Origin of the sequence: Escherichia sp. WS1265 (genome assembly GCF_046487585.1) — a bacterium.
In the GTDB taxonomy this organism is placed as follows: Bacteria; Pseudomonadota; Gammaproteobacteria; order Enterobacterales; family Enterobacteriaceae; genus Escherichia; species Escherichia coli.
The window spans coordinates 66,824-81,772 of the sequence record NZ_JBJQJE010000018.1 but is presented as its reverse complement, the minus strand read 5'-3'; the positions used below and the strand labels follow the sequence as shown (position 1 = coordinate 81,772).

General features: G+C 52.7%; 17 protein-coding genes. All 17 read right to left on the bottom strand.

Annotation, left to right across the window (positions count from 1 at the left end; translation table 11 throughout):
- Nucleotides 1-6: 6 nt before the first annotated feature.
- A complete protein-coding gene (locus ACJHX3_RS17670) occupies nucleotides 7-885 on the bottom strand; it encodes a phosphotriesterase-related protein (RefSeq protein WP_001600576.1) in 879 nt (292 codons plus the stop codon).
- Entirely contained in the window at nucleotides 882-2,108 is a 1,227-nt protein-coding gene (locus tag ACJHX3_RS17665) for a phosphopentomutase (RefSeq protein ID WP_024216376.1), read from the bottom strand. Before ACJHX3_RS17665 ends, ACJHX3_RS17670 begins: the two co-directional genes overlap by 4 nt.
- Nucleotides 2,108-3,271, bottom strand: a complete 1,164-nt coding sequence (locus ACJHX3_RS17660; RefSeq protein WP_024216377.1) for a YhfX family PLP-dependent enzyme — start codon at nucleotides 3,269-3,271, stop codon at nucleotides 2,108-2,110. Before ACJHX3_RS17660 ends, ACJHX3_RS17665 begins: the two co-directional genes overlap by 1 nt.
- An 83-nt stretch (nucleotides 3,272-3,354) precedes the next feature.
- Complete coding sequence (locus tag ACJHX3_RS17655) at nucleotides 3,355-3,717, bottom strand: hypothetical protein (protein WP_024216378.1); 363 nt, start codon at nucleotides 3,715-3,717, stop codon at nucleotides 3,355-3,357.
- Nucleotides 3,718-3,733: 16 nt separating this feature from the next.
- The gene (gene yhfZ / locus ACJHX3_RS17650; protein WP_024216379.1) at nucleotides 3,734-4,639 is read right to left on the bottom strand and encodes a GntR family transcriptional regulator YhfZ; all 906 of its coding nucleotides are present in this window, start codon (nucleotides 4,637-4,639) and stop codon (nucleotides 3,734-3,736) included.
- Nucleotides 4,640-4,798: 159 nt separating this feature from the next.
- On the bottom strand, nucleotides 4,799-5,803 hold the full coding sequence (gene trpS, locus ACJHX3_RS17645; RefSeq protein ID WP_000165543.1) for a tryptophan--tRNA ligase: 1,005 nt from the start codon (nucleotides 5,801-5,803) through the stop codon (nucleotides 4,799-4,801).
- Nucleotides 5,796-6,554, bottom strand: a complete 759-nt coding sequence (gph, locus tag ACJHX3_RS17640; protein ID WP_024216380.1) for a phosphoglycolate phosphatase — start codon at nucleotides 6,552-6,554, stop codon at nucleotides 5,796-5,798. The genes trpS and gph overlap by 8 nt, the downstream gene beginning before the upstream one ends.
- A complete protein-coding gene (rpe, locus tag ACJHX3_RS17635) occupies nucleotides 6,547-7,224 on the bottom strand; it encodes a ribulose-phosphate 3-epimerase (RefSeq protein WP_094308385.1) in 678 nt (225 codons plus the stop codon). The genes gph and rpe overlap by 8 nt, the downstream gene beginning before the upstream one ends.
- Nucleotides 7,225-7,241: 17 nt before the next feature.
- Nucleotides 7,242-8,078 carry an adenine-specific DNA-methyltransferase gene (dam, locus tag ACJHX3_RS17630; protein ID WP_000742141.1) on the bottom strand — a complete coding sequence of 279 codons (837 nt, stop codon included), beginning with the start codon at nucleotides 8,076-8,078 and terminating at the stop codon, nucleotides 7,242-7,244.
- 106 nt (nucleotides 8,079-8,184) lie between these two features.
- Nucleotides 8,185-9,471, bottom strand: a complete 1,287-nt coding sequence (gene damX, locus ACJHX3_RS17625) for a cell division protein DamX (protein WP_024216381.1) — start codon at nucleotides 9,469-9,471, stop codon at nucleotides 8,185-8,187.
- A 91-nt stretch (nucleotides 9,472-9,562) separates the two neighbouring features.
- Nucleotides 9,563-10,651, bottom strand: coding sequence for a 3-dehydroquinate synthase (gene aroB, locus ACJHX3_RS17620; RefSeq protein WP_000439848.1), 1,089 nt, complete (start codon nucleotides 10,649-10,651; stop codon nucleotides 9,563-9,565).
- Nucleotides 10,652-10,707: 56 nt separating this feature from the next.
- A complete protein-coding gene (aroK, locus tag ACJHX3_RS17615) occupies nucleotides 10,708-11,229 on the bottom strand; it encodes a shikimate kinase AroK (protein WP_000818618.1) in 522 nt (173 codons plus the stop codon).
- A 400-nt stretch (nucleotides 11,230-11,629) separates the two neighbouring features.
- Nucleotides 11,630-12,868: a DNA uptake porin HofQ gene (gene hofQ / locus ACJHX3_RS17610; protein ID WP_094321744.1), complete on the bottom strand. Its 1,239-nt coding sequence runs from the start codon at nucleotides 12,866-12,868 to the stop codon at nucleotides 11,630-11,632.
- Nucleotides 12,780-13,184 carry a DNA utilization protein HofP gene (hofP, locus tag ACJHX3_RS17605; RefSeq protein WP_094308387.1) on the bottom strand — a complete coding sequence of 135 codons (405 nt, stop codon included), beginning with the start codon at nucleotides 13,182-13,184 and terminating at the stop codon, nucleotides 12,780-12,782. Before hofP ends, hofQ begins: the two co-directional genes overlap by 89 nt.
- Nucleotides 13,174-13,614, bottom strand: coding sequence for a DNA utilization protein HofO (gene hofO, locus ACJHX3_RS17600; RefSeq protein WP_094308388.1), 441 nt, complete (start codon nucleotides 13,612-13,614; stop codon nucleotides 13,174-13,176). Before hofO ends, hofP begins: the two co-directional genes overlap by 11 nt.
- Nucleotides 13,598-14,137 (bottom strand): DNA utilization protein HofN, encoded by a 540-nt coding sequence (gene hofN, locus ACJHX3_RS17595; RefSeq protein WP_001069342.1) that lies wholly within the window; start codon nucleotides 14,135-14,137, stop codon nucleotides 13,598-13,600. Before hofN ends, hofO begins: the two co-directional genes overlap by 17 nt.
- Nucleotides 14,137-14,916 carry a DNA utilization protein HofM gene (gene hofM, locus ACJHX3_RS17590; RefSeq protein ID WP_001626094.1) on the bottom strand — a complete coding sequence of 260 codons (780 nt, stop codon included), beginning with the start codon at nucleotides 14,914-14,916 and terminating at the stop codon, nucleotides 14,137-14,139. The genes hofN and hofM overlap by 1 nt, the downstream gene beginning before the upstream one ends.
- Nucleotides 14,917-14,949: the final 33 nt, after the last annotated feature.

The window sequence follows — 14,949 nt, the reverse complement described above, 5'->3', positions numbered from 1 at the left end:
CTGTCCTTATTGGAAAAATTGAGAGGGAGTTTCACGTAACATCACATCCACATCGGCCTGACTGAATCCTGACTGGCGCAATTGCGGAATAAAGGTGGTCAATAAATAGTCATAGCCATAACCACCGTTGGCTTTTAAATGGGAGCGGCGCGTAATATCCATCGACAGCATGACGCGGTTCAGCAAACCACGGTCACGTAGCGCGTGGAGCATCGCAATGCGCTTTTCGTCCGGGTAGTAACTGTTCTTGCCGATGGTGTCGAACTGCACATACGCGCCGAGATCGATCATCTTCAAAATGTTGTCGAGGTTGTCTTTCAGATCGCAGTGACCAACGGTGACGCGCGAAAGATCAACCCCGTGGGCTTGCAACAGAGCCAGTTGTTCCAGTCCCATGGTGCTAAAAGAGGTATGTGTGGAGATCGGGCGTCCGGTCTGGTTATGTGCCAGCGCGGCGGCAATAAATACCTTCTCTTCCAGCGGCGTAATCTTCCCTTCGCTGGAGCCAATCTCCGCGATGATCCCGGCTTTCAGGTCAGTGCCATCGATACCCTGCTCAATTTCATCGACCATCTCTTGCGCCAGTTCCTGCACGCTGCGGGTCGCCACATGTTGCGGGAAAAACGCGTCCTGGTAATAACCGGTACAGGCCACCACGTTGATGCCGGTTTCGCGCATTACATCGAGCATAAATTGCGCATTGCGCCCCATATAACGGTTGGTCATCTCAATCACATTACGCACGCCCTGGGCCATCAGGTCGTTCATCTCCTGGCAAATGAACGCATACTGATCAAGGCGGCAGTCCACGTTGTTTTTAAAGCCGGAGAGATCAATATGCAGATGCTCATGGGCCAGGGTGTAGCCCGTCGGATCAAAACTCATAGGGTGTCTCCTGCAAACCGGAGGGAGGAAAGAAAAGAGCGACCATTTTGTGGCGGTGGCGCACGGAAAAATTCACACACGGTAGCCCCCACATCAGAAAGCGTGGTGCGCACACCGAGCTGCGTAGCGACCATCCCTTGCTGATAAACCAGCACTGGCACCACTTCGCGGGTATGGTGGCTGTGACCAATGGTCGGATCGTTACCGTGATCCGCCATCACGACCAGGCAATCATCTGGCTGCATCGCCTCAATAAGCCGGGCAAGGTTACGGTCAACGACCTGCAAACGTTCGGCATAACGTGCGACGTCTTCCGCGTGACCAGCGAGGTCGGTTTCCTGGATATTGGTGCAAATAAACGCCGTCGGATGCGTGTTAAATTCGTCGAGGGTGATATCCATAATCCGCTGGCTATCCACCAGGTTTTGCCAGCTCACGCCATAAGGATTGCTGACGATATCCGCCACCTTACCCACCAGCACGGTTGGCACGCCCGCTTCATACAGTTTTTGCGGCACCTGCACTTTTTCATCAACACCGTAGCCCATATGCACGACCTGGAAGCCGTTGTCATAAGCGCCTGAACGCGGCGCATTAATGCCAATAAAGCGCCCTTCTTTACTTTCTGCGGCATCGAGAATGCGTTGACTGTCAGTTAACAGGCCGCCAAATGTAATGACCCGACCGACCTGTACCTGCTCACGCACGATACGACCAATTTTGATTGCGTCGTCAAAAGAGATCACAGAGAGATTGACGGTGATGTTATAGACCTGGCCTAAATCCGCCTCGAGATTATCGCCAATCGCAACCGCCTGATTGACCCACAGAAATTGCAGATCATCGCCACGACGCTCAACCTGCCAGCCAGCGGAAACTAATGCCTGCTCAACACGGTCAATCACATCGCGAAAAGGCATCCGCAGCGGCGGTAACGGGCGCGTGCCTAAAATTTCCTGATGCCCCATAAAGGTATCGCCACCTTCATGTTGCAGCTCTGCCACGCCCCAGGTTGCGGAGTCTGACGGTTGCATATCGCCTGGCGCATAACCTAATGCGTTGATTAGCCCCAGCTTCTCCAGCATTGGTAGCTGCAAATGCGGCAGCTGGCTCAGGATGTGACCACAGGTATTCGCTCCCGCATCCTGCGGACGCACCAGCGTGACATCTTTCATTGCGCCTACGCCAAAGCTATCAATCACTAACACCACAAATCGCGCCATTACGCCCCCAGAGAGTTTCCAAGACTGTCATAACGATCGACGATTTCCGGTTCGCCACGATGAATACCAGACACCAGCACCACATCGCTACGGGTGACAAAAATCTGCGTGCGAAAACAGAGCACTACTGCACTGCTTACCGGAAACTCGCCTGCCAGCGGCAGGGTGTAGTCGATACTGCTGTCATCCACAGTTTTGAGATTGGTTTCAGTAATCTTTTGATTTTCTGGCGTAAACACCAGCGCATGTTGCGCATGACCACGACGGTAGTAACCGCCGCCGTAGCAGTAGCTGTCGCCACGGAAATGATGGGAGATTTCACTTAACCAGAGCATCGCGATACGTTCAGGCTGATCGCCCTGCTGGTTTGCCGGAATAGTGCCCGTCAGCGCATGACCGGGTTCGGCATGAGTCACACCGTATTCCGCCAGCAATGGCAGCGAAGTGCAGCTGGTCGCTGAAGGCGCGTTCAGTTGCTCAATCGCAATACCAGATTTCGCCAGTTGATCCCGTGCTTGTACCAGCGTGTGAAGATTCGGTGTCGGCAAAACTTTCCCGGCAGCCTCATCCCAAAGCAGGCAAGGGAAATGGGTTAGTCCAGCTAAATGCAGCCCCGGCAGTTTCTTAATTTCAGCAACCACCTCGTGCAGCGAATGCTGTACAAAACCGCTCTCCTGCCCCGGATAAAGAAAATCATCGTCGCTATAAACTTTGAGCAGCACAGACTGGACTCGTCCGGCCTTCACCGCTGCCGCAGAAACTTCCCGCGCTTTGTCGAGAGTAAACACGGTGATGACGTCGGTGCCCTGTTCAACGGCATCAGCAACCTGGTGACAAGGGATTTGTACCAGATGCCCCTGATGCGCCACTGGCAAACCAGCGCGGCGCATGACCCGCGCCTCTTTGTAATCCACCGCCACAATGCCGCTGTAGCCCAATGCCAGCAGTTTTTTCGCCAGCCACGGATTACGACCAAACTGCTTGGTCATCAGATACAGTTCAATGCCGTAAAGCCGCGCCGTCTCAATCAGCCGCTTACCGTTTTCCAGTATCTGATCCACGTCGATCACCCAGCTGTCCGGGGCGATCTTGCCCTTTTGCCACAAGCTTAGTGCGGCGGAAATTAGCGCCGGGTTCTGGCGTTTCAATGCTTCTACAAACATCTTGTTGCCTCGTTTCTGTTCCTTGAATTAAATATTCATTTTTTTGAATATTTAGGTTGTGCGACGTGGATTTGTCGGGAGCTTCAAACCTCTTCGTTAGCAGCCATCCATAATCCATAAAGATTAGCCAGCAAATAGCCTTCTTCACACGGGTTAACTTCCAGTGCGAATTCCTTCAACAACACCTGATGCAATTGCACAACGGCTTGCCAGTGGCTGGATTGCGCCAGCTCTACCAGCAATTCGGCGTCCAGCGGCTCTATTTCTTCACCACGGCGACTGCGCATCAGTGCGCTCGCCATATGTGTCATCGCCATCATTCCTTGCTCGCTGCGCACCGGTAGATGACACTCTGTTTCCAGTACGTTGACGACCTGCATCATGCCTTTGCAGATGTCCTTATCAATAACGCCTGCATCGCAAAGCAGGTTGAGTCTGGTTTCCATTTCAGATGCCTTTCGTTTAATAACTGGGTTCCTGTTCCCCACTGACCACTCGTTGTTGATGGGCAAGCAGGGCGTGTTTATCAACAACTGCACGCAGCAATTGTTGCATTGGGTAATCATCGACTCGCGTCAGGATCACGGCTTCGGTGGCCTGTAAAAATCGCGGATCGTCTGTGAGCGGCGTCGCTTCTAATCCCAGCATGGTCAGTTCGTTTTCCGCCACCACGTTCCAGATCACCGCATCGACATCGCCTTTAACAATGCGTTGTAAACTCTCGTGATAAGAGAGATCGACTCGTTCCACATCACTATCGCCAAAAAAGACATCGGTCATGATTTTCTGATCCGCCGAACGGTTATCCAGCCCCACGCGATTCACGTTTGCGGACTCGCCTTTACGGCAAATCAACTGGTGCTCGCCAACGTAGGTGTGCGGCCCCAACTCCAGCGCGAGGCATAACCCTTTTTGCGTGAGATAACTTTCCGCCGCCAGTCGGGAAACCACCGCCATGTCATACACGCCGTTAAGTAAACACTCCACGCGAATATCCGCGCCGCGCATGTGCGCATAGTAAAAAGGAATACCATCAAACTGAGCTTTCAATCCGCTCGCCAGGCCTTCGTACAAACGGGTATAGGGCAAGGGCATCGCGCACACCACATTGTTGATATCCACATGAGTCAGCAATGCTTTGTTATCCATCTCGACCAGATAACTGCCATTGCGCCCACGGCGTTCAATCCGTATCGCTCCGCTTGATTCCAGCGTTTTCAACGCGGCCTGCGTCAGGCCAACGGATGAACGGCATTCAGTTGCTAGCTCATCTATGGTTTTCAGTCGATTACCGCACTTTTCACCCAACAAATAACGGGCCAGTGTCGTGATGACGACGCCTTCTTTTTTGATAAACGTTCGACGCATAGTAAATTTTCAATAAAGTGAATATTTATATCTTCATAAAAATGAAGATAAGTCGCAACTGCGAGATGTGGAAACGGCGAGGCGCTTCACATTTTTTCGGATTATTGCAAATGAGGATAAAAAAACCGGGTTTCCCCGGTTTTTGGCATTAATGTTAAATTACGGCTTCGCCACAAAACCAATCGCTTCGTACACCGCTTTTAGCGTACGGGAAGCGTGCGCGCTGGCTTTTTCCGCGCCATCTTTCATCACCTGTTGCAGGAAGGCTTCATCGTTGCGGAAACGGTGATAGCGTTCCTGCAATTCAGTCAGCATACCGGAAACGGCATCAGCCACTTCACCTTTCAGATGACCATACATCTTGCCTTCGAACTGTTTTTCCAGTTCCGGAATGCTCTGGCCCGTTACAGCAGAAAGGATATCCAGCAGGTTGGAAACGCCCGCTTTGTTCTGCACATCGTAGCGAACTACCGGCGGCTCGTCGGAGTCAGTGACCGCGCGTTTGATTTTCTTCACGACCGATTTCGGATCTTCCAGCAGGCCGATAACGTTATTGCGGTTATCGTCAGACTTGGACATCTTCTTGGTCGGCTCCAGCAGCGACATTACGCGCGCGCCAGATTTCGGAATAAACGGCTCTGGCACCTTAAAGATATCGCCATACAGCGCGTTGAAACGCTGGGCGATATCGCGGCTCAGTTCCAGGTGCTGTTTCTGGTCTTCACCCACCGGCACCAGATTAGTTTGATACAGCAGGATGTCCGCAGCCATCAGCACCGGATAGTCAAACAGACCAGCATTGATGTTCTCGGCATAACGCGCAGATTTATCTTTAAACTGCGTCATGCGGCTCAGTTCGCCGAAGTAGGTATAGCAGTTCAGTGCCCAGCCTAACTGCGCATGTTCCGGCACGTGGGACTGAACAAAAATGGTGCTTTTCTCAGGATCGATACCACAAGCCAGATACAAGGCCAGCGTATCCAGCGTCGCTTTACGCAGCTTCTGTGCATCCTGGCGCACGGTGATCGCGTGTTGGTCAACGATACAGTAAATGCAATGGTAGTCATCCTGCATGTTTACCCACTGACGCAGCGCACCCATGTAGTTACCAATGGTCAATTCACCTGAGGGCTGTGCGCCACTAAAAACGATGGGCTTAGTCATTTTTCGATTCCTGATTTTCGCTATGCGGAAGCCCTAATGCGGGCAGAAGGTCATTTATAGACTGATAAATTACATCAGGCTGGCTGAGATCGATAGCCTCGCCGTAGTTATATCCGTAGGTTAAGCCAACTGATGGGCAACCTGCCGCTTTTGCTGCCTGAATATCATTGCGTGAGTCGCCGACAAACAGCATCTGTTGTGGGGCAATTCCCATCCGCTCAGCCACCAGTAACAGTGGGTCCGGATGCGGTTTTTTGTTTTGCACATCATCACCACCAATCACCACGCTGAAGTATTTGGCGATATCTAAGGCTTCGAGAAGCGGCGCGACGAACGGCGTCGGTTTGTTGGTGACCAGGCCTAGCGGCAAGCCTTTAGCCTGCAACGCGCCCAACGTATCGGCAACGTGCGGGAACAAAAACGTCCCCTCTTCGGCAACCTCGCTATAGTAGCGATCGAACAGTTTACGCAGAATACGTACCTGTTCTTCTGCCGGAATGTCGTCATCAACGGGCGGTTTACCCATTGTTTTACGCAGAGTCGCACGTTCCTGACGCGCCCAGGTCAATGCGCGCTCCATCAGAACATCTGCGCCGTTACCAATCCAGGTTATAACGCGTTCTTCACCTGCGACGGGCAACTCCAGCGCATACAGCGCCATATCTACTGCGGTAGCCAAGCCAGGAGCACTGTCCACCAGCGTACCATCGAGATCAAAAGCGACGCCGCGAATATCTTCAAACTTATTCATGACTTACCTTTGCCAGTTCACTGCGCATTTCATCAATGACTTTTTGGTAGTCTGGCTGGTCGAAGATTGCCGAACCGGCGACGAACATATCCGCGCCCGCCGCAGCGATTTCGCCAATGTTGTTCACCTTCACGCCACCGTCCACTTCCAGTCGAATGTCAAAGCCAGACTCGTCGATACGACGACGTACTTCGCGCAGTTTATCCAGTGTTTGCGGAATGAAAGACTGACCGCCGAAACCAGGGTTGACGGACATCAGCAGGATCACATCCAGCTTATCCATCACGTAATCCAGATAGCTCAGAGGTGTCGCCGGGTTAAATACCAGACCCGCTTTACAGCCATTTTCTTTAATCAGTTGCAGCGTGCGGTCAACATGCTCGGAGGCTTCTGGATGAAAGGTAATGATGCTGGCACCAGCGGCAGCGAAATCAGGCACAATGCGATCGACGGGTTTCACCATCAGGTGTACGTCGATAGGGGCGGTAATGCCGTAGTTACGCAAGGATTTCAGCACCATTGGCCCAATCGTCAGATTGGGAACATAGTGGTTATCCATGACGTCAAAATGCACGACATCAGCGCCAGCTGCCAGGGCTTTTGCGGTATCTTCACCCAGGCGGGCAAAATCAGCCGACAGAATTGAGGGGGCAATCAAATACTGTTTCATCCGCTTCTCCTTGAGAATTATTTTTTCGCGGGTGAAACGACTCCTGGTTTGTACAAAGCCAGCAGTTCGTCCACCTTTTTACGTGTGCCGCCGTTGCTGCTTATACTGCGTCGAACTTTGACGACATGCAATTTTGCGCGCTGATACCACTCACGCGTTAACATCGTATCGTGATTGGAGATCAGCACTGGAATATGGCGATCGACCAGACCTTCGGCGATCTCCGCCAGATGCGCTTGTTGTTCAAGCGTAAAACTGTTTGTGTGATACGCCGTAAAGTTGGCGGTCGCAGACAGCGGCGCATAAGGCGGATCGCAATAGACGACGGATGCATCATCTGCGCGCGCCATGCTATCGGCGTAAGACTCACAGTAGAAAAAGGCATTCTGCGCTTTTTCAGCGAAGTGATACAACTCTGCTTCCGGGAAATAGGGTTTTTTGTAGCGGCCAAACGGCACGTTAAACTCACCGCGCAGATTGTAACGACACAGGCCGTTGTAACCGTAGCGGTTCAAATATAAAAACAGTACCGCCCGACGGAACGGATCCTGGCTTTTGTTGAACTCTTCGCGGAACTGATAGTAAACCTCGGCGCAATTTGTTTCGGGAACAAACAGCTCGCGTGCGGCCTGTACGTACTCATCAGTACGCATTTTCACAATGTTATAGAGACTGATCAGGTCGCTATTGATATCGGCAAGGATATAACGAGAAAAGTCGGTGTTGAGAAACACCGACCCGGCACCTACAAAAGGCTCAACCAGACATTCGCCCTTGGGCAAATGCCGTTTAATATCATCAAGCAGGGGATACTTGCCCCCTGCCCACTTCAAAAAAGCGCGATTTTTCTTCATGCTGACTAACTAATTACACCTTCTCCGGCTGTGGAGAAAGCTCCGACAGCATCCAGCGCTTCAGGCAACTCCCGCAACGATAAACCATTGCGGGAGATAACCTTGATTACTTCAGATCGGCCTGTACCTGACGCAGCGGTTTCGCCCACGGGTTTTTGGCCTGGACATCTGCTGGCAATGTAGATACCGCTTTTTTCGCCTCTTCTTTCGAAGCGTACACGCCAGAAACCAGGACATACCACGGCTGACCATTACGCGTCGTTTCATAGACAACGTAGTTTTTCAGATTCTCTTTCTTCGCCCAACCGTTCAGGTTGTCGTAGTTAGAGGAACTGCTCAGCTGCAGAGTGTAATGGCTGGACGGTGCCGATTTCAACGAACCAACATTACCTGCGGTCTTCCCTCCAGCAGCGGGTGTTGCCGTGGTTTGCGCCGGGGATGCCGTCTGTACTGGAGCCGTAGTCGCCGTCTCTTTTGGTGCTGGCGTAGAAGTCGCAGCCGGTGCCTTCGCGCTCGCCACAGGAGCAGCTGGTTCAGTACGCTTCGGCGTCTGAGCTACCGGCTTCGGTTCCGTTTTCACGGTTGCTTGCGGTTTTTTCGGTTCAATCACCGCCTGCTGACGAGCTGGACGCGTGGTGGCCGGACGTTCAGCGGTTTGCGTTTTCGCCGTGTCACGCGATGCATTGCCATTGCGAACAGGCGCGACCGTCGCGGGTTCAGTCGGCAACGTGGAATTGACCGCCACATTGTTCAACTGTTGCTGATTTTGTGGCTGGGTCAGCGCATTGTTCAGGTCACCCTGCACTTCAACACGTTGTTGACCATCCGTTGCCGCCGGGGTTTGCCCTTGAGTCGGCGTAGAAGAGATCGGCGGCAGAGATACATCCTGCTGAGTATTTTCCGCAGACGTGGTTCCCGGCGCTGGCTGCACGCCATTGGCCTGATCGGTCGCATTGCCAGCAAGATCAATACTCTTCTCGCCAGACGCGGTTTGATCGCTGGAAGTGGTCGAGGGGGCTTTTAGCGCAGAACCGATACCGATGATCAACAGCAGTAGAACCAGAATGCCGACGCCCATCATCATATACTGACGAGAAGCGGGTTTACTGGCTGCTTTTTTGCGCTTACGCGGACGACGCTCTACGCGCTCTTCATCCACGGTTTCATCTTCGGATTCGTCAATTTCTTCTTCGATTTCCGGTTCCTCATTGCGCTCTTTTTGCGCACGAGTCGGACGGCGATCGTCAGTGTCATCAAGTTCAATATCATCAAAATTGATCTGCGGTTCGCCACGTTCAGTACGCTCAGAACGTTCAGAAGATTGACGAGAACGACCAGTACGACGATCGCTGGGATCGGGTTTCAGCTCGTCTTCTGGTTTGAATTCATCCATTTAACACCCCACTAAAAGGTTAATGCTTACCACGTTGCAATTAACCTGAAGCTAATAGACCGCTTGATAAGCGGCCTGACCTTTCTTGTTGTTACGCTGATTGACAATCGGCAATGGCGTTAAGAACAAGCTCGTGCGAAACGCCGCTGCGAACTTCACTCTTACCAATTGCCAACGGAAGAATTAAGCGCATCTCTCCCGCAAGGACTTTCTTGTCACGCAGCATATGCGGTAAATACGCCTGCGCGGACATTTCGCGCGGCCCATTGACCGGTAACCCAGCCCGCTTGAGCAGGGTTATAATACGCTGCGTTTCGGCAGAACTAAACTGCCCGAGACGTTCCGACGTCCGCGCCGCCATCACCATACCCGCAGCGACCGCTTCACCATGTAACCAATTGCCATACCCCATTTCAGCTTCAATGGCATGACCAAAGGTGTGTCCCAGATTCAGTAAAGCACGTAACCCGGTTTCGCGCTCGTCGGCGGCGACAACTTCTGCCTTCAGTTCACAACAACGGCGAATACAGTACGCCATTGCCGGACCGTCCAGACGCAACAACGCATCCAGATTCTCTTCCAGCCAGTTAAAAAACGCACCGTCAAGAATAATGCCGTATTTGATGACTTCTGCCAGCCCCGACGCTAACTCACGCGGGGGAAGCGTTTTCAGACAGTCGAGATCCACCACCACTGAAGCAGGCTGGTAGAACGCGCCAATCATGTTTTTACCGAGGGGATGGTTGACCGCAGTTTTGCCGCCAACGGAGGAATCGACCTGCGACAGTAACGTCGTCGGGACTTGAATGAAACGTACACCGCGCTGATAACTCGCCGCCGCAAAGCCGGTCAGATCGCCCACTACGCCGCCGCCAAGCGCCACCAGCGTAGTATCGCGACCATGCGGTTTTTGTAACAATGCCGTAAAGACGGTATCGAGTACAGCCAGGCTTTTATACTGCTCGCCGTCAGGGAGGATAACGCTATCGACATTAACACCCGCCTGTTCAAGTACGCCGCGGACCTTATCGAGATACAGAGGAGCCAGGGTTTCGTTGGTGACCAACATGACCTGCTCGCCCGATTTCAGCGGTAAGAATGAAGCTGGTTCATTAAACAAACCAGATGCGATGGTAATTGGGTAACTACGTTCCCCGAGAGTAACGACAATCCTCTCCATAACGCGACATCCACCTTAATTACTGTACCCGCAGACGAGTGTATATAAAGCCAGAATTAGTTGCTTTCCAGCATGTGAATAATCTGGTTAGCGACCACTTTAGCGCTTTGATCATCAGTACGAATGGTCACGTCGGCAATCTCTTCATACAGCGGATTGCGTTCATTGGCCAACGCTTCCAGAACTTCACGTGGCGGTGTTTCAACGTGCAGCAACGGGCGTTTTTTATCACGCTGCGTGCGTGCAAGTTGCTTTTCGATGGTCGTTTCAAGATAAACGACAACGCCACGAGCGGAAAGACGGTTACGCGTTTCACGGGATTTCACAGAGCCGCCGCCAGTAGCCAGCACAATACCCTGTTTCTCGGTCAACTCATTGATGACCTTTTCTTCGCGATCGCGGAAGCCTTCTTCGCCTTCTAAATCGAAAACCCAGCCCACATCAGCTCCGGTTCGTTTCTCAATCTCTTGATCGGAATCGTAAAATTCCATATTGAGTTGTTGAGCTAACTGGCGCCCAATAGTGCTTTTTCCGGCACCCATAGGCCCAACCAGAAAGATATTGCGTTTCTCTGCCATTTTTTCGGTACTACTAAGACTATTCGTTAATGATAAACCCGCTTCGCTCAGAGAGCGCCGCAGGACATGAACTGAAACCTCATAAGATATTGCGAGAGTCAGACTGAAAATTATCTCAATACTCCAGCGGGTTTGGCAACTGAATAAATCACCCATCCCTCTGCATATCTGGTCGCTGCAAGCGCGCTGCCTTGCTACCACCGCTCTGGCGATAAATCACCGGGTAAGATTAGCGTAAAAAAGACAGCAAAATGCCGCCTGAATGATAAATCATCATCATGGAACGCAGGCAGCGAAGAGCACCAACTCTCAAATCGGTACTCCTTGTATGCTAAATACCTGCGCGCGTCAAATAGATGAAACACGTTCAGCGTAAAAACATTACCGCTTTTACGGCTGTTTACTCACTGGAAACCAGTCGTGGCGTGATAAACACTACTAACTCGCGTCGTTCATCTTCTTTTCCGTCATGGCGAAATAATTGCCCGAACCAGGGAATGTCGCCAAGCAACGGTACGCTATCCTGACCCGATTTATTTTTACGGGTAAAAATGCCGCCCAGCACCAACGTTTCTCCGCTTTTGACCTCGACCTGCGTTTCGATCTCCTGCTTATCAATCGCCAGCACTTCGCCATCGGCCTGCTGTAGCACCTGCCCCGGAACGTTCTGGCTGATGTGTAATTTCAGCCGGATGCGACCTTTTTGTAACACCGTGGGCGTGACCTCCATCCCCAGGACGGCCTCTTTAAATTCCACCGACGTCGCGCCACTTTCCCCGCTGGAAACCTGATATGGAATTTCGCTCCCCTGTTTAATGCTGGCAGGCTGAAGATGTGAGGCCAGCAGACGCGGACTGGCGATAATATCCAGCTGCTGTTTTTGTTCGAGCGCGGAAAGCTCAAGATCCAGCAAACGTCCGTTGATGCGCCCAATGTTAAAACCGACATGCGTTGTCGCCGTCGCTACGGAGAGGTCGCTACCAAGCGTGGTGACTTGCCCAACGCCACCAGCTTGTTGCGCATCGGCCAGCGTCCATTTCACGCCTAACTCACGCAAACTTTTTTCATTAATGGTGACAATATGCGCCGACAGCTCAACCTGCCCGACCGGCAGATCCATTTGCGCTACCCACTGTTCAAGGGCACTTAACGCCGTGTTGTTATCTCGTAGCAAAAGGCGATTGGTGCGTTTATCGACGGTCATACTCCCTTTGGCACTCAGTAGCTTCTCCCCAGCTTTCGCCAGCTCTCCGGCGTCGGCGTATTGCAGAGTAATATTGCGATTTTCCAGCGGCAGATTTGCCTGCGCCCGCGCCTGCTCCGCTTCCTGACGGGCGATATTGTCATTCTGCCAGGCAATGGAATGCACTGAGAGAATGTTGCCCTCCTGGCGCGTTATCAGTCCGGCGCTTTTCACTACAGTTTGTAGTGCCTGCTTCCAGGGAACATCTGTTAGATGTAACGACACCGTACCGCTGACGTCTGGCGACACCACCAGGTTCAACTTCTCCTGTTCAGCCAGCGCCTGCAACACCTGAGCTACCGGAACGTCATCCACCATCAGCGTCACTTTTTGCGGCTTTGCCGCCTGTACGCCAGGTATCAGCATCAACAGTAGTGCGGCTATCCATTGCTTCATTTGTATCTCCTTGCCGTTGCCACAACCATTGTGGCGGTTCGCAGTTTGTCCCGGTACCCAGCGTTAGTACGTCTGGCGTCAGCTGTAAAATTGTCCAGCCGTTTTCCAGCACATCGTTTTGCTGCACCCGTCGCCATTTCTTTTGCCCGTCTTTTATTACACCGATGATGCGCTCGCCTCGCCCTACCATCCCCTGATAGCGCCACTGGCTAAGTTCGCTAATCCGGCATAGATCTTCCGGCGGTTTAAAAGGGTCACGCATACCGGTTAAAAGGCACAATGCAATACCTGCCAACAACCAGCGTTTAACCCTCATGCGGCGTCTCCAGTTGTAGCGTGAACAAAAGATCATCACCTTCCACGCTTAATGAAAAACGGCTCACGCTGACGTTGCGCTCTGCCAGCCGTGTAAATGCCGACGGCACTGCTTCCCACAGCGTTTTCAACGCCAACTCACCTCCCTGCGCGGATGGATGCCAGGAAACCAGTTGCGCGCCGGATAACTGAAAATCCAGAGGCGAAAAGGGCAGCGTTTTTTCCTCGCTGAAGGGAGTGGTGTCTACCAGGCGATACAGTGCGGCCCACTGCTGGTGATGACTTGCCCGTAGTCGAATTAATGCGTCGCTCTCTTCATGGTGTGTCGATGACAGAAAAATGAGCGTAACTAACATCAGCAACCAGACTGCCCAGCAAAACTGGCGGAGGCGGGGTGATGTGGCGAACCACCAGTCAAAGAACATGTTCATCGCTAACCTTCCTTGTTAACTGATACTCAAATTGCCAGCGTCCCTGCGCATCCTGCTGCGTGGCCCCCCGCTGATTGAGATGAAAAGATGCATCCTGGCGGAGTGACGTTTCTAGTGCGTTTAACGCGGTAATGCTTGTTGTCAGCCCCTTGATCTCCAGCGTTCCCTGCTGCCAGCTTATCGTTGTCAGCCAGGCGTGCTCGGGTAAAAGCGCCGCCAGTGCTTCCAGCGCAGATTGCCAGTCGCGGGTAAATTGTCGCTGGCGCTGCCTTTGCAAACGCTGCTCACGAATTTGTTGGCGCTCCAGCAAACGTGGTTTCGTTATCTGTAAGCTGCGGGCGAGTTGTTGTTCCCCCTGAAGCAAAACGGCGTCTACGCGCGCTTCGGCGCTGCTTGTCAGACGCAGTATTAGCGTTATCCCGACGGCCAGCAGCAGAGGCGCAACGAACATCAACAACCAGAAACGAAGAAAAGCGGTCCGGCGTTGCTGTCGCCAGGGCAAAAAATTAATTGGCGGGTTCATCAGTACGCCTTCCCAAGCGCCAGCCCCAGCGCGATGGCAAAGTCTCCACCTGGCGGCGGTAACGGCGGCTGACGAACAGAAACGGCCTCCCAGGGATCAAATCCCCCTTCGCCACATATCGCGACGCTTTCGGGATCAACGGATAACGCTGCCGCCAGCTCCTTCGCGCTAGTCATCCCCACCGCCAGTTTGCGCCCCCAGCGATAGCGTGTCGCCCACAGCCACTGTTCGTTATCACGCCAGGCCAGACATTGCTGATGAGAAGGTAAAAAAGGCAGGAATCGCTGTAATGCACTGGCATCCGGGGTGATCGCGCTCACATGAACACGCAACCTTTCTGCCAGAGTAAGCAGCGTTGCCAGCTCTTTGCTTTGCGCGGCAGTCACGTTATAGGCGGGACTGAGTGAGTCTTCGCTGTAATCGAAGCGCAGGGAGTCCGGATCCATATCCAGCTCGCGGGCCATCGTCCCGGAAAGCCAGGCCGTTTGCTCCCGCTCACCGAGGGACATCGACGGGCGCGGAAATGACCGCTGTAATGTGCGACTGGCGGGAAACGCCAACATGATGTGATGGCGCTGCGGCAGTTCGCGACTCCACGGTAACAACGTTTTAGCCAGCCGCTGCGCATCAACAATCCGCCCATCTTTGATAATGTCGTGCGCCAACGGCAACCGCCACCAGCGTTGCAAAAAGCATTCTTTTGCGTCCCGCACGATCGCAACCGCTACCGCTTCTTGCTGTTGTAAATGCAAACCAATTTGCCAGATCTTAAATGCCATTGTGATGATCTCCTTATCACCCGTCACTCTGAC